The sequence below is a fragment of the Streptomyces sp. NPDC047022 genome (assembly GCF_040644155.1).
Taxonomy (GTDB): Bacteria; Actinomycetota; Actinomycetes; order Streptomycetales; family Streptomycetaceae; genus Streptomyces.
The window spans coordinates 391677-412663 of sequence record NZ_JBEYVV010000001.1 but is presented as its reverse complement, the minus strand read 5'-3'; the positions used below and the strand labels follow the sequence as shown (position 1 = coordinate 412663).

23 protein-coding genes are annotated in these 20987 nt (G+C 70.4%); 9 read left to right on the top strand and 14 right to left on the bottom strand.

Translation table 11 applies throughout. The features are described from left to right. Positions 1-7: 7 nt before the first annotated feature. Positions 8-874, top strand: a complete 867-nt coding sequence (locus ABZ845_RS01865; RefSeq protein WP_360971841.1) for an alpha/beta fold hydrolase — start codon at positions 8-10, stop codon at positions 872-874. A gap of 1 nt (position 875) precedes the next feature. On the opposite strand, the gene ABZ845_RS01860 is transcribed toward ABZ845_RS01865, so the two are convergent. From ABZ845_RS01860 to ABZ845_RS01850, 3 genes are all read right to left on the bottom strand, one after another. Continuing rightward, positions 876-1607 carry a hypothetical protein gene (locus tag ABZ845_RS01860; RefSeq protein ID WP_360971839.1) on the bottom strand — a complete coding sequence of 244 codons (732 nt, stop codon included), beginning with the start codon at positions 1605-1607 and terminating at the stop codon, positions 876-878. A gap of 136 nt (positions 1608-1743) precedes the next feature. Further along, positions 1744-2103: an arsenate reductase family protein gene (locus tag ABZ845_RS01855; RefSeq protein WP_360971837.1), complete on the bottom strand. Its 360-nt coding sequence runs from the start codon at positions 2101-2103 to the stop codon at positions 1744-1746. Between the two features lie 93 nt (positions 2104-2196). After that, the gene (locus tag ABZ845_RS01850; protein WP_360971835.1) at positions 2197-2712 is read right to left on the bottom strand and encodes a hypothetical protein; all 516 of its coding nucleotides are present in this window, start codon (positions 2710-2712) and stop codon (positions 2197-2199) included. Between the two features lie 346 nt (positions 2713-3058). Here ABZ845_RS01850 and ABZ845_RS01845 point away from each other — a divergent pair, with 346 nt between their 5' ends. The 3 genes from ABZ845_RS01845 (at position 3059) to ABZ845_RS01835 (ending at position 5085) form a co-directional block, all read left to right on the top strand. Then, the gene (locus ABZ845_RS01845) at positions 3059-3373 is read left to right on the top strand and encodes a hypothetical protein (protein WP_360971833.1); all 315 of its coding nucleotides are present in this window, start codon (positions 3059-3061) and stop codon (positions 3371-3373) included. Between the two features lie 197 nt (positions 3374-3570). After that, a complete protein-coding gene (gene htpX, locus ABZ845_RS01840; RefSeq protein ID WP_360971831.1) occupies positions 3571-4494 on the top strand; it encodes a zinc metalloprotease HtpX in 924 nt (307 codons plus the stop codon). Between the two features lie 6 nt (positions 4495-4500). Next, complete coding sequence (locus ABZ845_RS01835; protein ID WP_360971829.1) at positions 4501-5085, top strand: hypothetical protein; 585 nt, start codon at positions 4501-4503, stop codon at positions 5083-5085. A 91-nt stretch (positions 5086-5176) separates the two neighbouring features. Here the strand turns inward: ABZ845_RS01835 and ABZ845_RS01830 are convergent, their stop codons facing one another. Next, entirely contained in the window at positions 5177-5452 is a 276-nt protein-coding gene (locus ABZ845_RS01830) for a hypothetical protein (RefSeq protein WP_360971827.1), read from the bottom strand. A 226-nt stretch (positions 5453-5678) separates the two neighbouring features. Here ABZ845_RS01830 and ABZ845_RS01825 point away from each other — a divergent pair, with 226 nt between their 5' ends. Then, positions 5679-6407 (top strand): alpha/beta fold hydrolase, encoded by a 729-nt coding sequence (locus tag ABZ845_RS01825; protein ID WP_360971825.1) that lies wholly within the window; start codon positions 5679-5681, stop codon positions 6405-6407. Between the two features lie 154 nt (positions 6408-6561). Here ABZ845_RS01825 and ABZ845_RS01820 read toward each other — a convergent pair whose 3' ends face one another. The 3 genes from ABZ845_RS01820 to ABZ845_RS01810 all read right to left on the bottom strand — a co-directional run bounded on the left by ABZ845_RS01820 (position 6562) and on the right by ABZ845_RS01810 (position 9496). Next, entirely contained in the window at positions 6562-7032 is a 471-nt protein-coding gene (locus ABZ845_RS01820) for a hypothetical protein (protein WP_360971823.1), read from the bottom strand. 218 nt (positions 7033-7250) lie between these two features. Continuing rightward, positions 7251-8069, bottom strand: coding sequence for a serine protease (locus ABZ845_RS01815; RefSeq protein WP_360971821.1), 819 nt, complete (start codon positions 8067-8069; stop codon positions 7251-7253). Positions 8070-8299: 230 nt separating this feature from the next. Beyond that, positions 8300-9496: a PP2C family protein-serine/threonine phosphatase gene (locus ABZ845_RS01810; RefSeq protein ID WP_360971819.1), complete on the bottom strand. Its 1197-nt coding sequence runs from the start codon at positions 9494-9496 to the stop codon at positions 8300-8302. Positions 9497-10163: 667 nt separating this feature from the next. Here ABZ845_RS01810 and ABZ845_RS01805 point away from each other — a divergent pair. Continuing rightward, positions 10164-10466 carry a hypothetical protein gene (locus ABZ845_RS01805; protein WP_360971817.1) on the top strand — a complete coding sequence of 101 codons (303 nt, stop codon included), beginning with the start codon at positions 10164-10166 and terminating at the stop codon, positions 10464-10466. A 342-nt stretch (positions 10467-10808) separates the two neighbouring features. On the opposite strand, the gene glnA is transcribed toward ABZ845_RS01805, so the two are convergent. After that, the gene (gene glnA / locus ABZ845_RS01800) at positions 10809-12218 is read right to left on the bottom strand and encodes a type I glutamate--ammonia ligase (protein ID WP_360971815.1); all 1410 of its coding nucleotides are present in this window, start codon (positions 12216-12218) and stop codon (positions 10809-10811) included. A 199-nt stretch (positions 12219-12417) separates the two neighbouring features. Between glnA and ABZ845_RS01795 the strand changes: the two genes are divergently transcribed. Beyond that, on the top strand, positions 12418-12885 hold the full coding sequence (locus tag ABZ845_RS01795; protein ID WP_360971813.1) for an RDD family protein: 468 nt from the start codon (positions 12418-12420) through the stop codon (positions 12883-12885). A gap of 228 nt (positions 12886-13113) precedes the next feature. Here the strand turns inward: ABZ845_RS01795 and ABZ845_RS01790 are convergent, their stop codons facing one another. The 4 genes from ABZ845_RS01790 to lipB form a co-directional block, all read right to left on the bottom strand. Beyond that, positions 13114-13818 (bottom strand): DUF4191 domain-containing protein, encoded by a 705-nt coding sequence (locus ABZ845_RS01790; RefSeq protein WP_360971811.1) that lies wholly within the window; start codon positions 13816-13818, stop codon positions 13114-13116. A gap of 95 nt (positions 13819-13913) precedes the next feature. After that, positions 13914-14111, bottom strand: coding sequence for a hypothetical protein (locus tag ABZ845_RS01785; RefSeq protein WP_360971809.1), 198 nt, complete (start codon positions 14109-14111; stop codon positions 13914-13916). A gap of 278 nt (positions 14112-14389) precedes the next feature. Then, positions 14390-15355 carry a lipoyl synthase gene (gene lipA, locus ABZ845_RS01780; protein ID WP_360971807.1) on the bottom strand — a complete coding sequence of 322 codons (966 nt, stop codon included), beginning with the start codon at positions 15353-15355 and terminating at the stop codon, positions 14390-14392. 99 nt (positions 15356-15454) lie between these two features. Continuing rightward, a complete protein-coding gene (gene lipB / locus ABZ845_RS01775) occupies positions 15455-16255 on the bottom strand; it encodes a lipoyl(octanoyl) transferase LipB (RefSeq protein WP_360971805.1) in 801 nt (266 codons plus the stop codon). Between the two features lie 198 nt (positions 16256-16453). Between lipB and ABZ845_RS01770 the strand changes: the two genes are divergently transcribed. After that, positions 16454-17890, top strand: coding sequence for a regulator (locus tag ABZ845_RS01770; RefSeq protein ID WP_360971803.1), 1437 nt, complete (start codon positions 16454-16456; stop codon positions 17888-17890). Between the two features lie 3 nt (positions 17891-17893). Here ABZ845_RS01770 and ABZ845_RS01765 read toward each other — a convergent pair whose 3' ends face one another. Beyond that, positions 17894-19321: an NAD(P)/FAD-dependent oxidoreductase gene (locus tag ABZ845_RS01765; RefSeq protein WP_360971801.1), complete on the bottom strand. Its 1428-nt coding sequence runs from the start codon at positions 19319-19321 to the stop codon at positions 17894-17896. A 176-nt stretch (positions 19322-19497) separates the two neighbouring features. Further along, positions 19498-20403 carry a TIGR01777 family oxidoreductase gene (locus ABZ845_RS01760; RefSeq protein ID WP_360971799.1) on the bottom strand — a complete coding sequence of 302 codons (906 nt, stop codon included), beginning with the start codon at positions 20401-20403 and terminating at the stop codon, positions 19498-19500. Positions 20404-20496: 93 nt separating this feature from the next. Here ABZ845_RS01760 and ABZ845_RS01755 point away from each other — a divergent pair, with 93 nt between their 5' ends. Next, on the top strand, positions 20497-20985 hold the full coding sequence (locus ABZ845_RS01755) for a GNAT family N-acetyltransferase (protein WP_360971797.1): 489 nt from the start codon (positions 20497-20499) through the stop codon (positions 20983-20985). Positions 20986-20987: the final 2 nt, after the last annotated feature.

Below are 20987 nucleotides of genomic sequence, written 5' to 3'. Positions count from 1 at the left end.
CCGACCGATGAGTTCCTCCGCGCACCAGGCACAGGGCTCGGCCGCGTTCCACGCGGCATACGACGACGTACTCGCCCTGTGGCCCGCTCGGACCCGCCGGACCACCGTGCCCACGCCCTTCGGCGCGACGCACATCAACACGTGCGGGCCCGTCGACGGACCGCCGCTCCTTCTGCTCCCGGGTGGCCGCGCGACCTCGCTCTCCTGGTACGCCAACGCGGCCGACCTGTCCCGCACCTTCCGTGTGCACGCGGTCGACCTGATCGGAGACCCGGGCCGCAGCGTTCCCGATCCGCGCCGCCGGCCGCGCACCGTCGCCGACCTGAACGCCTGGCTCGACGCCGTCCTCGACGGGCTGGGGGCCGGTACGACCGCCCTGGCCGGGCACTCGTACGGGGGCTGGATCGCACTGCACTACGCGCTGCATGCACCGGACCGCGTCAGGCACCTCGCCCTGCTCGACCCGACCCAGTGCTTCGCCGGATACCGGGCCGGATACCTCCTGCACGCCCTCCCCATGCTGCTGCGCCCCACCACGCGCCGGATCCGCGCCTTCCTGGAGTGGGAGACGGGCGGGGTGCCCCTGGACGCCTCGTGGCTGCGGCTTCAGGAGGCGACGGCCGGTTTCCCGACAGCCAGGCCGGTCACGGGGCCACGCCCGGACGCCGCCGCGCTGCGCTCACTGCGCACAAGGGTCCTGCTGCTCGCGGCGGCGAACAGCAGGACCCTCGACTCTCCCCGAGTTGCGGCCCGCGCCGCCGAGTTGCTGCCGGACGTGGAGACCGTCGTCCTTCCGGACGTCTCTCACCACGCCTTGCCGTACACCAACCCGGCTGCGACGAACCGCCGTCTGCTGGAGTTCCTCGGTGGCTGAGTCACCCCACCTTCTCGATCACGGCATGACGGATCAGGAACTTGCCGGGCTCGCGAACCTGTTCGAAGGCCGCGTTGTTGAGCAGCACGCAGCTTCCGGAGGGTTCCGTGACCGTCACCGTCGTGGACTTGTTGTTGTCCAGGTTGGTGACCTTCAGCTTCGTGCCCGCCGGGAACGTTCCGCTGGACGCGGCCGGTGCGCCGGCCTCGCCGGAGAGCGTCACCGTCGAGCCCTTGCAGACCTGCTGGCCCGAGGCGGCGCCCGCGTTGCCGGTGTTCCCGGCATTCCCTGCGTTACCGTTGTTGCCGGCGTTCCCGGCGGGTGCGTTCATCGTCGGTGCGGCGGAGGCGGCCCCGGAGGCTTGGGAGTCCTGAGCCGACCCCCCGGCCTGCGCGGCGCCCGCGGACAGCGCCGGGTCGTTCGGCTGAGCGACCTCCCCGACCTGGCAGCCCGCGCCCTGCTGCTGCACCTTGATGAGTTTGACGACCGCCTCGCGGTTGGCGATCCGCGCCGCCGACTGGGCGTCCGGATGGGCCTTCTGCCCGGCGATGAACGCCTCGTTGTTGCCGAGCGCGGTGGCGAATCCCTTGCAGGTCGTCGAGGTGGCCGCGGTCTGCACATTCGCCGCGTTCGAGGTGGCCGCGAGGGCGAAGGCCCCACCGCCTGCCACGGCGAGAGCGGTGACCGCCAGTGCGATCTTCTTCTTGGGGCTGACGGTTCTCCTACGCGACATACGCGCCTCCTGTCCCCGGCAGCCAGGTGCGGCTGCCGGTTGCGATAGGTACGCAGCTAGGTACGAGAGACCGGGCGGTGTTACTCAGTGGTTCACAGGATTCTCCTGAGTGGCCTGAGTCACACATGAGTTGGCGTCATCGCGACAGGACGTCCCGTACCGCTTCCTCCGTGCGGCCGACCACCGCCGTGCCGTCGTCGGCGGTGATGATCGGCCGCTGGATGAGCCGGGGGTGTTCGGCGAGCGCCCGCACCCAGCGGTCCCGGCTGTCGGCGTCCTTCGCCCACTCCTTCATGCCGAGTTCCTTGGCCTCGGGCTCCTGGATGCGTGTGATGTCCCACGGCTCCAGACCGAGCCGGGTCAGTACGCCGCGGATCTCGTCCTCGGTGGGTACGTCCTCGAGGTAGCGGCGCACGGTGTAGTCGGCGCCCTCGGCGTCCAGCAGGGTCAGGGCGCTGCGGCACTTCGAACAGGCAGGGTTGATCCAGATCTCCATGAGGCACACGGTAACCGTGCCTGTCTCAGGCCCGGGCCTCTCGTTCGCATCCGGCCCCGCTGCGTGATCCGGCCCGGTCCGGACGAAGGGCCACTACGTCCAGCGCCAGCGGCTGCCGCTGAGGGAACACGTGATGGGCGTACCGCTCGCGTCGGTCGTCGTGGCGCCATGGTCGCTGTTACGGCAGAACTGGCCCGCCGAGTAGCAGTTGCCCGCGTTCGAGACGATCGAGCACGTCCCGCTGCCGCCGCTGCCTGAGGCGGAGCCGTCGTCGTGGCTGGAGCTGCTGCCGAGGCCGGAGCCGGAGCCGGACCCGGACCCATGGGCGGCGGTCGCGGTCCTGGTGATGGTCACCGTCGGCGCGGGCGTGGGCCTGGCCGCCTTGGTGACCGTGACGGCGGGCCTGGGCGTGGCCGTGACGGTGACGGTCGGCGCGGGCTTGACGGAAGCCTTTGCTGCGGCCACGGCGTCGTCGTGGGCGCCCTGGCCGCCGATGCCCGAGCCGAGGGCCATGAGGAGGAAGCCGCCGATCCAGACGCGCTTGCGCTTGCGCAGTGGGCGGGTGTCCACCGGGCGTGGAGTGGGCGGAATGCCGGGCGCGCTGTACATGTCGTCCCCCCTGAGGTGCTTCTGGCGGGATGACGGTAGTGCCTGGGCGAAGAAATGTGTGAGGAATGCGGGAAGGTTGTGGTGATCTTGCAGTCACCCTGGGGTGCCTCCCGCCCCGTCGAGTCGTGCTTCCGCCGTGTCGCCGCCTCGCCTGTTCGAATTTCTGACGCCTCATGCGCACCTCGCGGATCTGGCGTGACGTGGCGGCAATTCCCTTTCTCACCAGGCAGTTTGGTGGCCGCTCCGGACTCCCTGGATGTCAGTGCCGGCCAGTAGACTGGAAGCAGTGTTCGAGGGAGGTTCCGGGACGTCCGGACCGCTCCCCGACCGCGACAGGAGGATGCTCGTGCCCGCTGCCGCAACCAGGACGAAGCCGAAGCCCACCCAGTCGACCGCCCGCCGCCCCGTCCCGCTGGACCTGCCGTACTCACCGGTGGCCAAGCGACCGCTGCCGCCGGGACGGCCGCGCGAGTGGTACGTCACGCACAACCGGCGACTGAAGGCGATGCGCCTGGCGATCGCTCTGCTCGACTCGGGGGTGTATGTGCCGAACCAGGCGCGCGACGAGACGATACGCAGCACGGCGGAGCAGATCGGGGTGCATCCGCCGTCGGACATGACCTGCCACATGGTGCGGGCCCTGATCCGGTACAGCCGCTGACCCTTCCCGCGGACCCGCCGACGACGGGCGTCCTACCACCACGGCGGCGCCCGGCGTCGGCATCCCCGGCCCCCGGATGCCCTTCAGGGACTCTTTGCCTTCCATGGGGCTGTTCGGAACCGGCTCATGGGCTGGGCCGGGCGCACAATGGGGGTGGGACGAGTGCCTTACTGCCAGGTACTGCGGGGTGATGCAGCATGCAGAGCCGGTTCCGGAGCGATCGGCGGCTGACCGTGCGGATGACGGTCACGCTCTTCCTGCTCGGACTCTTGTACGTGGCGTTCATCGCCGCGTTGATCGCGTTGTTGAAATCCTGGGTGCTGGTCGTCGTGATCGCGGCGCTGGCGCTCGGCGCTCAGTATTGGTTCTCGGACCGGATCGCGCTGTACGCCATGCACGGGCGCGTCGTGGAACGCGAGGAGTATCCGCAGCTCCACGGCGTGGTGGACCGGCTGTGTGCCGTCGCCGACATGCCCAAGCCGCTCGTCGCCGTCTCCGGTATGGACATGCCCAACGCCTTCGCGACCGGCCGCAACCCCGATCACGCCGTGCTGTGCGTGACCAGCGGGCTGCTGCGCCGTCTGGAGCCCGACGAACTGGAGGGCGTGCTGGCGCACGAGCTGTCGCACGTGGCGCACAAGGACGTCGCCGTGATCACGGTGGCGTCGTTCCTCGGGGTGATCGCCGGACTGGTCGTACGGTTCGCCTTCTACTCGGAGCTCTTCGGCGGGCGGGGCCGCAAGGACCAGAACACCATCGCCGTGCTCGGCGCCGTCATGGCGGTCTCGGCGGTCGTCTACGCGATCAGCTTCCTGCTGATCCGGGCCCTGTCCCGGTACCGGGAGCTGGCCGCCGACCGCGCCGCCGCCCATCTCACGGGGCGCCCCTCGGCGCTGGCGTCCGCGCTGACCAAGGTCAGCGGGGACATCGCCCGCATCCCGACGGAGGACCTGCGCACGGCGCAGGCGTTCAACGCCTTCTACTTCACTCCCGCGTTCGGCTCCGATCCGGGCATCTCCCGCCTCTTCTCCACCCACCCGACGCTGGAGCAGCGGCTGGAGCAGCTCGCCCGTATCTCCGTGGAACTGGGCGAGGCGGCGGCGCCGGGAAGGGCGGGCTGAGAGCCGATGGGCCTCCTGGACATCCTGCTCGGCCGTACGAGGCCGGTCACACCCGAACTGGACCAGCTCTTCGCCCTGCCCTCGGCGGCGGTCACGCTCGAGGCCGCCGCCGGGTTCACCCCGACCGGGACCGGAGCGGTCTGCTTCGCCTCGGTCGAGGGCGGCGCCTTCGCCCAGACCAACCACGAGGTCCAGGCGCTCCTGGACGCGGACGCCGACCGCTCCGGACCGCCCGTGGAGCTCCAGCGGGATTCCTACGGCTACTCATGGCTGGTGTCGCGCCGCGCGCCCGCCGAACTGCCCGCCCTGGTCAACGATCTGCACGCGGTGAACAGCGCCATGGAGGTCAATGGCTTCGGACCACAGCTGCTGTGCTCCGTGGCCGGTTTCCAGGACGAGCGCGGGCGGCGGCTCGGCCTGGTCTACCTGTACAAGCGCGGCACCTTCTACCCGTTCGCGCCGCTCGCCGGGCAGGGCGAGCGGCGCGACAACGCACTGGAACTGCAGATCAAGGCGATGCTCGGCAACGATCTGCGGATCGAGCAGGATCTGGGCCGCTGGTTCCCGATCTGGGGCGCGCCCGGCCTGTGACCGGGCGGGCCCCGGAGGTACGTACGTCACTGCGGCCGACCACGACCGCTTCAAGCCGATTGCCTCATGGCGACCACTAGCTTCATGGCGACTACTTCTTCTCCCGCTCCTGGCGGCGGGACTCCAGCGGGCGCTCGCGGCGGTAGCGACGCTCCCACTTGGCCTGCTGGTCACGGCGTTCGCGGTACTGCTGATACGTGGCCGCCGCGCCCGGGGCGCCGCCCGCTCCCGGCGAGGACGCCGAGGACGAACCCCGTCCGTACTGGACGTACAGGAAGAGCAGGGCGACGGCGGCTATCCACCAGGCGTGGTTGCCGAACCCCAGGATGACGAGGACGACTGTTCCGGCGATGACGATGGTGCCCATGACGGGCCTCCGTGGCGTGGGTGAGTGGTTGTGCCGACGAAAACCGGCGGCGCGCTGGGGGTGGGCGGCCGTCGGTGCGTAGAGGTTGTCCTGACTCCGCCGGGTCATGACTCTCCGGCCGGAAACCGGGGGCGGGTACCTTCGGAACGCACGTTCAGCGTAAGGACCCGGTCACTCGCCGTGCATCTGCTTTTCCGCCCGCAGCCGCCCGTGCGTGAATGGGCGGATGATCGAACTCTCCTCCTTCGTCCACGAACACGACGGTGAACGGCTCAGCGGGGCATGGGGTGACGGCGGCGGGCCGGACGCGGCCACCGTCGTCGTGCTGCACGGCGCGGGCAACGGCAGTGCGCGGCGGCTGCTCCCGCTGCTGAACGACTTCGTAGGGCGCGGCTGCCACGGCCTCGCCTTCGACTTCTCCGGGCACGGCGACAGCACGGGTGTGGCGGCCGAGCTGAGCCTTGAGCGGCGCTTCGAGCAGGCGGTCGCCGTGATCGACGCCCGGACCCAGGACGGCGGCCCGCTCGTCCTGGTCGGCTTCAGCATGAGCGGGCAGACCGTCGCCGATCTCGCCCGGCACTACGGACGGCGCGTCACGGCTCTGGGCCTGTGCGCACCGGCGGTCTACTCGTCGCGGGCATGGACGGTCCCGTTCGGCGACGGCACGGGCCCCTTCAGCGAGATCCTCCGCGAGCCGGACGGCTGGCGGGCGGCGCCGGCGCTGGAGGCGTTGCGGGCGTACGAGGGACGGGCGGTGCTCGCCGTGCCCGGCACCGATGCCGTGATCCCGCCGGAGGTCACGGAGGCGGTCGCGGCGGCGCTCAGCACGAACGCGCGGGTCACCCGTCTCGATGTACCCGGCTCGGAGCACCGGCTGGGGGAGTGGTTCCACGACCACGCCGAGGACCGCGCCCGCTTCGTGGACGCCGTGCTCGACGGCGGTGGACCGGCGTGACAACCGCGGGGTGCTCAGCGCACGGGCAGTGGACGCGCGGGGCTCGGGCCCTGGCGCGGTGGGCGGCGGCCCAGAGGCCGCGGACCCGACCGCGGCGCGCGTGGCCCCGGAGGGCGCGTGCCGCACCGTGCCCGGTGGAGGGCCGCCACCGGGATCAGTACCGCACCGCGCGGGCGACGTCGGCCTTGACGTCACCGGTGAGCTTGCGGTTGCTGAGCGCGGTCCCGTTCTTCGACGCGCCCGCGGCGACCCCGCTCACCGTCACGACGACCGTGTCGAGGAGATTCCCGCCGGCCCTGAAGTTGACCTGCACGGCGTATGTACGGGACTTGGACGTGGGGTTGGTGACGGTCACCTCCACCGCCTTGCGCCCGTCGGCGTCCGTGGCGGTCGTACCGAGCTTGACGTCGCCCTTGGCGTCGGTACCGCCCTTGATCTCGTCGAGCTTGTGGCCCGCCGCCGCGGTCGCCGATGCCAGCGCGGACGAGGCCTGCGAGGCGAGGGACGCGGCGGCGGAGGCGGCGGCCGACGCGGCCTTGGAGGCCCCGCTGGAAGCACCGCCGCCACCGTTGGAGCAGCCGCTGAGCACGCAGGTCACCACGACGACGGCCCCGACGTCGCGCACCGCGTTCCGCACCCCGCGCCCGCGTGTCCCGCGTACATGGCGTATTCCGTGCCGTGCCATCGTCTCGCCGCCTCTCCCGCTCTCCCGCCTTCGCCTGATGCCCCCAGTCAAGGCCGGGCGGGGGCTCCAGCGCATGCCGGGTACGGCGTTCGGGTGACGACGCGAGGGACATCTGAGGGAGGGGCACCGATCGAGGAGGCCGATGCGGTGCCCGCGCCTCAGTCGGTGCCGAGCTGGGCGGTGATCTTCGAGGAGAACTCGCTGACGCGCGTGTAGAGGCCGGGGTAGCCCGGCTTGCCGCAGCCGATGCCCCAGGAGGTGACGCCGGCGAGGACACCGTCGACCACCAGCGGGGCTCCGCTGTCGAATTCACAGGTGTCGACACCGCCGCGGGTGAAGTCGCCCGCGCACGTGTACTGATGGGAGTCGTACGCGTCGCCGTACGAGGTGGCGCTCGCGCAGGAGGAGTCGGCGATCACCGGAGCGGTCGCGGTGCGCAGGCGTCCGCCGTCGATGGCGCCGGACGATGTGGTGCCCCAGCCGAGGATCCGGGCGGTCCGGCCAGGCTTGTAGAGGTCGCTCGAGTCCGGGCCGGCGATGGGCAGGGTCGGGGCCTTGATCGGCGACTTGAGGGTGAGGACGGCGACGTCGTTGCGGTAGCCGGTCTCACCCTGGTAGGTGAAGCTGCTGTAGCCCGGATCGCGCCAGATCTTGGTGACGCTCACCTCGGTGCCGGCCGTGGACAACATGGAGTCGCGGCCGGAGACCACCTGCAGAAGTCCGGGGACCTTCATGAAGAGGTCCACACAGTGCCCTGCGGTGAGGACCTTGTTCGGTGCGATCAGCGTGCCGCCGCAGAAGGCGAACGGGAGCAACGCGGGCTTGACCGCGACGGCCCAGGGGTAGTCCGCCGCCCGGGCCGGCTGCCCGCCCTCGATTGCCGCGGCGGGACCGGCGGCGGTGAACAGCGCGGAGAAAACCACGGCGGTCGCGGAAAGAGCAGTGATGGCGCGTTTGCGTATGGCGGTGATCCTCACGACAGATGTGTTTCCTTACGTGTACGGAGGTGCGTTCAGTCGCTTCGCCCCTCTCTTCAGGAAGGGCTGTGCCGAGTATTCACGGCGTTTGCGGGGCGACACCGTCCACGGCGCGCGTGAACGCCCGACTCTGCCCGTTCGTACAGCCCGCCGAGCCGTCAAAGGCCCAAGGAACAGGGGCTGCTGACATTTGCTGACATCACGTCAGCGACTCGTGAACGCAACGACCGCTACCCCGCATCCGCCCCGCCGGAAGGCGGCTCCGCCAGGGAGCCTGCAGCGCCTTGGTCCCCGGGCACGCCGTTGATCCGGTCGACGAGGATCATCGCCACGTCGTCCGCCAAGTCGCCCTCGGTGTGGCCGATCAACGCCTGGTGCAGTTGGTCCAGGAATTCCGGCGGGGTCGTGCTTGCGCGTATCCCCTCCATGGTCTCCGGAAGAGCGAAGAATTCGTTGGCGCTGTCGCGGGCCTCGATCACGCCGTCGGTGTACAGCAGCAGACGGTCACCGGGGACGAAGGGATAGCTTTCGGGCTCGGCAGGGAGGCCGGTGGTGAGGTCTTCCAGGCCGAGAGGCGGCGACGGCGCGGCCGGCATCAATGCCGTGGCCCTGCCCTGGTGCAGCAGCAGTGGCGGCGGATGCCCACGGTTGACCAGCTGCACCGTGGGTTCGCCCGTCACCTGCGCGACCAGCGCAGTGGTGAATCCTTCCAGCAGAACTTCCTGACCATACGCACCCGGCACTGCGACTTCCCGGCGCAGCGCAGCCGCGCAGTGGTTCATGACCTCCACCAGCTCGTCCTCGTAGTGCACGGCCTCCCGGAACGCCCCCAGCGTCACCGCGACGGCCCGCACCGCGGACAGCCCCTTGCCCCGGACGTCCCCCACGATCATCCGGACGCCGTACCGTGTCTGCACGGCCTCGTAGAGATCACCGCCCACCTGCGCCCCTGTCCCGGCCGCGAGACACAAGCTGCCCACGTGCAAGGGGCCCAGTCGCGCGGGTACGGGCCGCAGCACCACCTCCTGGGCCGCCACCGCGATCCGGCGGACCTGGTCGAGCTCTCTCTGCCTGCGCGTCTGCACGGCGCTGCTGGTGATGAACCCGGCCACGGCGACGAGGGCCAACGCCAGGAAGTTGGTATAGACCTGCAGGGTTCCCCACGCCTGGTTGCAGGTCGCGGTGATCACACTGATCACCAGCGCGAGTCCGGCCGCCGCGCTGGTGCCCTTGGGGCCCATCGTCACCGCCGCCAGCGCCGGGACCGCGGTCAGAAAGGGGCCGGTGTAGACGAAGTGTGCGGGAGTGAGCTCGATGGCCAGCACGGCCAGCGCGATCACGAAGGGAACGCCCTGCATGAGCGTGAAGAGGACTCGGCTGTGACCGCTTGCTCCTGGCGGAGGGGGCGAGCGCAAGAGCGACTTCATGCACCAAGCCTGCCTCGCCGGGCCGCATGGCTCCACTCTGCCGCCGGCCCCCTGGCGCGGCCCGGGCCCGGCCCCTGGTCAACTTCCTGCCCGCCGCACCGACCGGCCCGTCGACGTGGCGCATGGTACGCCTGAGTGGCGCATTTTCACCGCAACCTGACGAAACGTCACTGAGTCGGCTACACTGAGTGCATGTGACGTGTACCACACGTAATGTCGGGGGGTGTATGGGCGTTGGGAAGTGATGCCTGGCCGATTCTGGCTACCGTCGTCTCGGCCGTCGGGCTGACTGCTGCCGTAAGTCGCCTGATCAGTTCCGGGGCGAAAGAGGCGTTACGCCTGATCAACCTTCTTTCGGGGCCCCTCAGGATGGAACCCGAGCGCCGGGGAGAGTCGGTCGCCGGACGCTTGTCTGGGGCGGACGCGGAAGCCTTCCTGCGGAACTACGTAAAGGCCGCTGAGGCCGAGCAGACGGACCGGGTTCTGAGGGCGTCCAGAGTTGAGGTGAAGGGTGACTGACGACTCAGTCGCACCTGGGGGAGGCGATGCGCCTGAGGTACCTCGACAAAGAAGAGAAACCCAGACGACAGCGAGGAGGTCGTCCACACCGAGAGCGAGGAAGAGGACCAAGCAGGTCGCTGCTGCCGGTGGGGGGTTCGGTGGGACGATGCTGCTCTCCCTGGCTCATTCAGTCCCTCAAGACACCATCTGGCCTGCGATCCTGACCTGGTCGTCTCCTGGTTTCGCAGCGATCGCGGGCGCTTTGCTGCCGATGATGAAAGAGCAAGGCGCCAGGTGGGGCGTCAACTTCAAAGTGTGGCGCTCGGCGAGAGTGTTGAGAAAGCTTCTCGGCAGGAACGACCTCACTCCGGAGCGACGGGCGGAACTCGAAGCCTTCTTGGACGAAGTGAACAAGCACCGCGCCCACGACGAGATAAGTCGTATTCGGGAAGCCTTCGCGAAGGACTAGTCGCTGCCCCGCGCCCCCGCGGCGACGGCAGCTCCACATCACCCGGTGAGCACCGCACGAAAGCCGCATCGAGCCCTCAGCGGAGGAATGCCGAGCCTGCATCGCAGGCCTCACCCGCGATCGCCGGAGCGCACCCGCACGCGCCTGTCGCCGAACGGTCAGGATCGAACCCGCAAAGCCATCGACCGGGCATTCCAAGGAGCGACAGGGCGACGCGGCCTGAGCCGGCCCCGGAAGCCAGAGCCGAAAAGGCCGTCGGCCGGCTCTCCCGTGCTGGGAGAGCCGGCCGACGGCCCACAGACGGCCCAGGGGAGCGGAAGGCCGCTCTGACCTGGGGCTATATCACACGTCGAAGTAGAGCTCGAACTCGTGCGGGTGCGGGCGCAGCTGCAGAGGGGCGATCTCGTTCGCGCGCTTGAAGTCGATCCACGTCTCGATCAGGTCGGACGTGAAGACATCGCCCTGGAGGAGGAACTCGTGGTCGCGCTCGAGCGAGTCGAGGACGGCCGGGAGCGAGGTCGGGACCTGCGCGACGTTCGCGTGCTCCTCCGGAGCCAGCTCGTACAGGTCCTTGTCGATCGGCTCGGCAGGCTCGATCTTGTTCTTGATGCCGTCGAGGCCCGCGAGCAGCAGGGCAGAGAAGGCGAGGTACGGGTTGCCGGAGGAGTCGGGCGCGCGGAACTCGACGCGCTTGGCCTTCGGGTTGGAACCCGTGATCGGGATGCGCATGGCGGCGGAGCGGTTGCGCTGCGAGTACACCAGGTTGATCGGCGCCTCGAAGCCCGGGACCAGGCGGTGGTACGAGTTCACCGTCGGGTTGGTGAAGGCAAGCAGCGACGGGGCGTGCTTGAGGATGCCGCCGATGTAGTAGCGGGCGGTGTCCGACAGGCCCGCGTAGCCGGCCTCGTCGTAGAACAGCGGGTCGCCGTTGCTCCACAGCGACTGGTGCACGTGCATGCCCGAGCCGTTGTCGCCGAAGATCGGCTTCGGCATGAAGGTCGCGGTCTTGCCGTTGCGCCAGGCGACGTTCTTCACGATGTACTTGAAGAGCTGGAGGTCGTCGGCGGCGGCGAGCAGCGTGTTGAACTTGTAGTTGATCTCGGCCTGGCCGGCGGTGCCCACCTCGTGGTGCTGGCGCTCGACCTTCAGGCCGTTCTTCTCCAGCTCGAGGGAGATCTCGGCGCGCAGGTCGGCGAAGTGGTCGACCGGCGGGACCGGGAAGTAGCCGCCCTTGTAGCGGACCTTGTAACCACGGTTGTCCTCGAGGGCGCCGGTGTTCCAGGCGCCGGCCTCGGAGTCGATGTGGTAGAAGGACTCGTTCGCGCTGGTGGCGAAGCGGACGCTGTCGAAGACGTAGAACTCGGCCTCGGGGCCGAAGTACGCGGTGTCGGCGATCCCGGTGGAGGCCAGGTACGCCTCGGCCTTCTTCGCCACGTTGCGCGGGTCACGGGAGTACTGCTCGCCCGTGATCGGGTCGTGGATGAAGAAGTTGATGTTCAGCGTCTTGTCGCGGCGGAAGGGGTCGACCCGGGCGGTCGACAGGTCCGCGCGCAGCGCCATGTCGGACTCGTGGATCGCCTGGAAACCACGGATCGAGGATCCGTCGAAGGCGAGCTCCTCGTCCGGGTCGAACGCATCGACGGGCACCGTGAAGTGCTGCATGACGCCCGGCAGGTCGCAGAACCGGACATCGACGAACTTGACGTCCTCGTCAGCGATGAACTTCTTGGCTTCGTCGGCGTTCTGGAACATCCAGCTCCTCCTACTCCCGACGGTCCTCGCCGGGGTGGTAGTTCGTTCGTGCGGCCAGTGCGGTGGGCACACTCTGCGGCTGACCTTAGGGATGGGGGATTTCCCGGGCGTGACCCAATTGTTTCTCCCAGGTTAACCAGCTTGCGTCCTGGTGACCCCGCCTCCATGCGTGTCATATGGGGCGCAGTACCGTGGACGGGTGGACAACAGGCAAGCAATCGGATCGTGGCTCTCCGGTCCCCGCGCGGCGATCGAGGAAGCCGGCGCGGACCTCGGATACCGGGGAGAGCAGCTCGGCCTGCCGCAGGAGGGGCCGGGCTCGATCGCCCGCCCGGGCCGCCGCATCGGCGCCCTGGCCGTCGACTGGGGCCTGTGCCTCTTGATCGCATACGGTCTGCTGACCGACGGCTACAACCAGTCCACCGGAAACTGGGCCCTGCTCATCTTCTTCGTGCTCAGCGTACTGACGGTCGGCACGCTCGGCTTCACGCCGGGCAAGCGGATCTTCGGACTGCGTGTGGTGTCGCTGGACACCGGCCGGGTGGCCCCGCTGCGCGCCCTGACCCGCACGGTTCTGCTGTGCCTGGCGATCCCGGCGCTGATCTGGGACCGCGATGGCAGGGGTCTGCACGACCGTCTGGCGAAGACGGTGGAAGTCCGCGCTTAGCCCTGCGGGTGCGCTGTGGCTGCCCGCGCAGTTCCCCGTGCCCCTGAAGAGCGCGCTCCGCTCGTGTCCCGGCACAGGGGGCGCCCCGAAAGGGGCGCGGGGAACTGCGCGACCCGCCCCCACCGGCCCGCAGGCGCAAGTGCACCTCTTGTACCCGAACGCAGTCGGGCCCGGGAGACCATCCAGGTCTCCCGGGCCCGATTCGCTTCGACCGCCTCAGCGGCAGCGTCACCGCGTCCTTCCGCCGCCACCCTTCGGCATCCGCATCCCCTTGGGCATGGGGCCCTTCGGCAGAGGCATGTTGCTCATCAGGTCGCCGAGCGCGCGCAGGCGGTCGTTGGTCGCCGTCACCTGGGGGCCCGTCAGGACGCGCGGGAACTTCAGCATGGTCGTGCGGAGCTTCTTCAGCTCCACCTGGCCCTCGCCCGTGCCGACGATCACGTCGTGCACCGGTACGTCCGCGACGATGCGGGCCATCTTCTTCTTCTCGGCGGCCAGCAGGGTCTTGACCCTGTTCGGGTTGCCCTCGGCGACCAGCACGATGCCGGCCTTGCCGACCGCACGGTGCACCACGTCCTGGCTGCGGTTCATCGCGACCGCCGGTGTGGTGGTCCAGCCTCGGCCGACGTTGTCGAGCACCGCCGCGGCGGCGCCGGGCTGGCCCTCCATCTGCCCGAAGGCGGCGCGCTCGGCCCGGCGTCCGAAGACGATCGCCGTCGCGAGGAAGGCGAGCAGGAGGCCGAGGATACCGAGATAGATGGGGTGACCGATCAAGAAGCCGATCGCGAGGAAGACACCGAAGGTGACAATTCCGACAGCCGCGAGTACAAGACCGATCTTGGGGTCGGCCTTGCTGGTCATCTTGTAGGTCAGGGCGATCTGTTTCAGTCGCCCGGCATTCGCAGCGTCCGCTGCGGGTTCCTTCCTCGCCATGCCACGAAGTCTACGTGGCGCGGGAAGCGGCGACGACGCCAGTGCCGTCAGTGGGGCGGAGCGCTGGGGTCGCTCCCGCGGAGGGTGTGCGGCTGTTACGGGCGGGATGCCGCATCGTCGAGGACGCGCTGCGCCTCGACGCGGTCCTTGGCCCGGCGGCGGTCCTCCAGGACGGAGGTCCAGGCGTTCTGGCGGGCGGTCCGCTGACCACCGCTCATGAGGATCGATTCGATGGCACGGAGTGCATCGGTGAAGGACGGGATGGCGGTGGCGCGAACGGGCGCGGCCTGCATGGTGGAGGACCCCCCTCGGGTCGTCGGCTCGGAGCCGGGGTGTACGTGGTGTAAGTCCAGGGTCACTGTTTGGTGTTACCAGGGCGTGACCGAGCGGTCAAACATCAATGAAACCTTGATACCGAGCCCACAAAGCCTGACGCGGCCCTGACGCGCCCCCCAGCTGCGGGGACGGTCGGGACCGCGTCAATCGGCCACTACCGGACGGTAACTTCTTGTGTGCGGATTCACACCCGAAAACTGGCACGGAGTGCCGTACAGGGGGAGAGGGCTCCGGGTCAGACGGCCTGCGAGGCGATGTACGCACCCCGCTTCTCCACCGCCATCTGGTACAGGCGCCCGGCGCGGTACGAGGAGCGCACCAGCGGTCCGGACATGACACCGGAGAAGCCGATCTGCTCGGCCTCCTCCTTCAGTTCCACGAACTCATGCGGCTTGACCCAGCGTTCCACCGGGTGGTGGCGCACGCTCGGGCGCAGGTACTGCGTGATTGTGATCAGCTCGCAGCCCGCCTCGTGCAGCTGACGCAGTGCCTCGCTGACCTCCTCGCGGGTCTCGCCCATGCCGAGGATCAGGTTCGACTTCGTCACGAGGCCGAAGTCGCGGGCCTCGGTGATGACCTTCAGCGAGCGCTCGTAGCGGAAGCCGGGCCGGATGCGCTTGAAGATCCGCGGAACGGTCTCGACATTGTGCGCGAAGACCTCGGGCCGGGCGGAGAAGACCTCCGCGAGCTGCTCGGGGACCGCGTTGAAGTCGGGGGCGAGCAGCTCGACCTTGGTCCGGCCCGCCTCGCGGCCGGCGGTCTGCTGGTGGATCTGGCGGACCGTCTCCGCGTACAGCCAGGCGCCGCCGTCCTCCAGGTCGTCGCGCGCGACGCCCGTGATCGTGGCGTAGTTCAGGTCCATGGTGACCACGGACTCGCCGACCCGGCGCGGCTCGTCGCGGTCGAGCGCCTCGGGCTTGCCGGTGTCGATCTGGCAGAAGTCACAACGGCGGGTGCACTGGTCACCACCGATGAGGAAGGTGGCCTCGCGGTCCTCCCAGCACTCGTAGATGTTCGGGCAGCCGGCTTCCTGGCAGACCGTGTGCAGGCCCTCGCTCTTCACGAGGTTCTGCATCTTCGTGTACTCGGGGCCCATTTTCGCCCGGGTCTTGATCCACTCGGGCTTGCGCTCGATGGGGGTCTGGCTGTTGCGGACCTCCAGGCGCAGCATCTTGCGTCCGTCGGGTGCGACTGCGGACACGACCGGCTCCCTAGCGTTGATTCTTCGGCGTGGTTAAGGGTACGCCCGTTGATTTGATGGCCGGGGTTGGTGCCGGCTGGCCTTTGCCGGGGGCTGTCGCTACGAGACCGGTTCCTTCTCGATCTCCCGCGGCTTCAGGTCCGCGTTCTCCAGGATCTCCCGCAGGTGCCGTTCCGCCACGGGCAGCACCTCCGCGATCGTCACGTCGCGGCCCAGTTCGTACGCCAGGGACGTCACGCCCGCGTCGCGGATGCCGCAGGGGATGATGCGGTCGAACCACGTGGTGTCCGGGTTCACGTTCATCGCGAAGCCGTGCATGGTGACGCCCTTGGCGACGCGGATGCCGATCTGTGCCAGCTTGCGGTCCTCGCGGCGCTGGCCCGCGTTCGAGGGGGCGTACTCCGGGCCGTTGAGGCGGGGGTCGAACTCCTCGTCCTGCAGGCGCGGGTCGAAGTCCAGGGAGAGTCCGCCGAGCGCCGGGCGCTGTTCCACCAGGTCGCCGAGCACCCACACTCCACTGCGGCCCTCGACCCGGGTGGTCTCCAGGCCGAACTCCGCGCAGGTGCGGATCAGGGCCTCCTCCAGCCGCCGTACATGGGCTACGACGTCGACCGGGCGCGGGAGCTTCTGGATCGGGTAGCCGACCAGCTGGCCCGGGCCGTGCCAGGTGATCTTGCCGCCGCGGTCCACGTCGATCACCGGGGTGCCGTCGAGGGGGCGTTCGTCGTCCGCCGTGCGCCGGCCCGCCGTGTAGACCGGGGGGTGCTCAAGGAGCAGACAGGTGTCGGGGATCTCGTCGGCGAAGCGGGCGGCGTGCACACGGCGCTGCTCGTCCCACGCCTCCTGGTACTCGACGGCCTCGGCCCCGAACCCCATACGGACGAACCGCAGCTCACTCACGGCAACCGCCTCCCTAGCAGCTTCGTAAGGCGCGAAAGGCGCCCACGCCACTGTACGTCCACTCCTGTGCGCCCCTCCCGTCAGCCCAACGGCCAATCCTCACACGATCGGATGAACGGTCTCTGATCTCCGCAATCGGTCGCTCACTCTCAGCTACATTCACGCCGTTCGCAAGGCATTAAGGAGACCGCACCGCAGATGACGGAACGACCCGCGCAGCGCACCCCCAACCGACAGCTCGCCGCGCTCATCGCAGAAGCGGGGTTCTCCAACGCCGGTCTCGCCCGTCGCGTCGACCAGCTGGGTCTCGAACACGGGCTCGATCTCAGATATGACAAGACCTCCGTGACCCGGTGGCTGCGCGGGCAGCAGCCGCGCGGCACCACCCCCGCGCTCATCGCCGAGGTGTTCACCCGGCGGCTCGGGCGCCGGCTCACGGCGCAGGACCTCGGGCTCGACGCCTGCGCTCCCGTGTACGCGGGCCTGGAGTTCGCCGCGACCCCGGAGGAGGCCGTCGACATCGTCAGCGGCCTGTGGCGCAAGGACTCGGGCAGCCACGCCGAGCTGCGCAAGATCGCGTTCACCCCGGCGGGGCTCGTCGTGCCCAGCCGGGACTGGCTGATCGGCCGGGCCGACGACCGGGTCGGTCACGGCGAGGCCATCCCGCGCATCCCGGCCCAGGGCCGCCCCGCGGTGCCCCGGCAACGCACCCAGTCCGAACGCGGCCCCGGCCAGAAGGTCAGCGGCGGCGACATCGCCGCGTTGCGCTCGGTCGGCGAACTCTTCCGCGCCCTCGACAACGCCTACGGCGGAGGCCACGCCCGCCAGGCACTCGTGCGCTATCTGGAACACGAGGCCGAGCCGATGCTGCGCGGCACCTACGGCGAGCAGACGGGCCGTCGGCTGTTCGCGGCTGCCGCCGATCTGACCCGGCTCGCCGGCTGGACGTCGTACGACATCGGTGCGCACGGTCTGGCCCAGCGCTACTTCGTCCAGGCGCTCCGCCTCGCGCAGGCGGCCGGGGACCGGCTGTACGGGGCGTACGTCCTGGTCACCATGAGCCGTCAGGCCGTCTACCTCGGCCATGGGCGCGAGGCCGTGCAGCTGGCGCGCGTGGCCCAGCAGGGCGTCGGCACCTCGGCGCCGCCCGCCGTCCAGGCCATACTGCACGCCGTCGAGGCGCGCGGCCACGGAGTGCTCGCCGAGGTGCGCGCGTGCACGGCCTCGCTGGTGCGGGCCGAGCGCGCCCTGGAGACCGCCCGGCCCGGCGACGATGTCCCGCACTGGGCGCGGTTCTTCGACGAGGCGCAGATCGCCGACGAGTTCGGGCACTGCCACCGGGACCTCCAGCAGTACAGGGCCGCGGCCCAGCACGCCGAACGCTCGCTCCAGCTGCGGGCGCCCGGCTACGCCCGCAGCAGGCTGTTCTGCCGGGTCGTGCTCGCCACGGCGCGGCTCGGCCTCGGCGAGCTGGACCAGGCCTGCCAGCTGGGGGCCGAGGCCGCGGGGCAGGCCGCGGAGATGCGGTCGCTGCGGGCGACCGAGTACGTACGGGACTTCGAGCGGCGCCTGGAGCCGTACAAGGACGCGGCACCGGTGCGCGGCTACCGGGACAAGGTCGCCGCGCTCCAGTGAACGTCAGGCCGCTCTCGGCAGCGGTTCCGCGGAGTGCATCGGGCCCGCGCCGAGGTCCGCGAGCAGGGCGGTGGCGGCCCGGTGGCCCGAGTGCAGGGCCCCCTGGACCGTGCTCGTCTCCCGGTGGTCGCCGCACACGTACAGCCCGGCCAGCAGCCGTACCGGCCGGCGCAGATCGTGCGGTGGCCGCATCGCCGGGACGGCTCGCGCCGTGTGGTGCACGGCGAGCGTCTCCCAGCGCGTCGTGGACGTGCCGAACAATCGCGCGAGATGGGCCCGTACGGAGTCGTCCACGTCGTCCGGGGGCGTACCGAGCACCGTGGAGGAGACCAGGGGCCGTCCCGCGGGCGCGCGGGACGGGTCGACCAGGCTGACGACCGCGGTGTGCGCGACCGGACCGTCGCGGTCCGCGTCCAGCAGCAGGGACGCGCCGGTCGACGGCGGCTCGTCCATCGTGTGGTGGACGACGGTGACGGGATGGAAGTCCGGCACGCGCAGGCCGGGCAGCAGCCGGGCGGCATGGTGCGCGTCGGTCGCCACCAAGACGGCCCGGCAGCGCAGTTCGCCGTGGTCCGCGGTGGTCACCGAGGTCGTGGAGACCGAGGTGACGCGGACCCCGGTGTGCACGGTGCCCGGTGGCAGCGCCCGCGCCAGCAGGTCGGGGAGGGCCTCGGCGCCGCCTTCGGGCAGGCACAGCCGCCCGCTCGCGAAGGCGCGCAGCGCGAGGTCGGCGCAGCGGCTCGACGTGGTGAGCTCCGGGTCGCACAACAGCGCGGCCAGGAGCGGACGCAGAAAGCCGTCGACCGTACGGGCCGGGAGCCCGCGGGCCGTGAGCGCGCTGCGGGCGGTCGACTCCGGCCGCGCCAGCAGCCGTTCCACGGGGACGGTGGCGAGGCGGGTGAGTGCGGCGCCGAGCCGGGCCTGGTCCATGGCACTGCCGAGCGGAGCGGCGGGCCGCGGCACGGACGGACGCGCCCCCGCCACTCGGGACCGGCCGCCTCGCACTCCCGCCGCTCCGGGCCCGGCGAGGGGAGCGGAGGTGGCGCGGGGGGCGCGAGGAGCGTTGGCCAGAGCGCGTACGGCGTTGAGTGCGCTCCGTGCGCCCCCTGCGCCCCCGCCGAGGGCCGGCGCACTCGCGCGATGATGGCGTCCCTCGCTGTGCACGAGGACGCCCGGTGCGAACGGGCGCAGGGCGAGCCCGTCGAGTCCAGGAGTCAGACGCAGTTCGGGATAGGAAGTGGACAGAAGCTGTCCGATCCGGTCGAGCCGGAAGCCGTCGATCTTCTCTGTCGACATGCGGCCGCCGACGCAATGGGCGGCTTCCAGGACTGCCGTCGTCACTCCTGCACTGGTCAGCCGGTGGGCCGCCGCGAGTCCGGCGACCCCTGCCCCTACGATGACGACGTCCGCCTGATACACGGGCTCTAGCACGTGCCCCTCCTCGAGGTTGTGCGGCCGGTGGAGACGTCATGCCCCCAACAGGCGTCCGGGATACCCGAGTTCGGGTCGAGCGTAGGTCCGCGTCCGGTCAAGCGAAGTCGCGCATGGGCAGAGCACGGTCGCACGGTGGTCGCATGCGGTCGAACACGGGCGTTCTCTGCCGCTCGTCAGTGGTCCCGCAGCGCCGCCCGCAAGGTCTCCTCGATCCCCGGGAAAGCGAACGAGAACCCGGACTCCAGCAGCCGCGCCGGCAGCACCCGCGCGCTACCGAGCACATCCCCGGCCATCTCGCCGAGCGCGAGACGCAGGGCGGGCGCGGGGGCCGTCATGACCGTCGGCCGGTGCAGCACGCGCCCCATGGCATCGGTGATCTCACGGTTGGTCAGCGGCTGAGGAGCCGTCAGGTTGAACGGCCCGGACAGGGCCGGGTCGTCGATGAGATGGCGGATCGCCGCCACTTCGTCGTGCAGCGAGATGAACGACCAGTACTGGTGCCCGTCGCCCATCCGCCCGCCGAGGCCCGCCTTGAAGAGCGGGAAGAGCCGCCCCCAGGCTCCGCCCGTCCGCGCCACCACCAGCCCCGTCCGCGCGAACACCGTGCGCACGCCCGCCTCCTGCGCCGCGGCCGCCGCCTCCTCCCACTCCACGCACAGCGAGGGCAGGAAGCCGTCCCCGGGCGGTGCCTCCTCGTCCACCGTCCGGTCCCCGGTCTCGCCGTAGAAGCCGATGGCGCTGCCGCAGACGAAGACGCGCGGTGCGTCGGGCAGGGAGGCGACGGCTTCGGCGAGCGCCGCCGTGCCGAGCACCCGGCTGTCGCGCAGCGTCTTCTTGTACGCGTCCGTCCAGCGGTGGTCGCCGATGCCCGCCCCGGCGAGGTTCACCACCGCGTCGCACCCGACCAGCCCGGCCGCGTCGACGAACTGGCCATCGGGGTCCCAGCACACCTCGTCCGCCCCACGGGCCGCGCGGCGCACCAGGCGCACCACCTCGTGCCCGTCCGCGGCGAGGGATCGCACCAGGGCGCTGCCGATGAGACCGGACGCACCGGCCACGGCGATTCGGGATCGTTCCATGGGCCCATCCTGCCCGCCACGGCCCTCGCGACTCGTGCGACCCCGCCGCAAAAGCCGGGCAGATCCGCGTGCGCCGGCCGTACAGTGATCCGCATGCCCCTTCCGCGTATACGCCGGGCCACGCTCACCGATGAGGAGACGCTCGCCCGGATCGACCGGGAGACGTGGTCTCCGCTGCACTCCGTCCAGCCGCGCCCCCGGCCGCCCTACGGGCCCTTCTTCACCGAGCGCTGGCTGCCGGGGGACCATCTGGTCGCCGAGGCCGAGGGCATCGTCGTCGGCTATGTCCGGCTGGCTTTCGCCACGTCGCTCCTGAGCAATGCGCATGTGCGGCAGATCCAGGGGCTCGCCGTCGCCGACGAGGCGCGCGGCGCCGGGGTGGGGCGGGCACTGCTGCGGGCAGCCCTGGACGAGGCGCGGCGGCGGGAGGCGCGGCGCGTCACCCTGCGGGTGCTCGGGCACAACACCCCGGCACGGAAGCTCTACGAGTCCGAGGGGTTCGTGGTGGAGGGGATCCAGCCCGGGGAGTTCCTGATCGAGGGCGAGTACGTGGACGACGTACTCATGGGGCGCACCCTCTGACA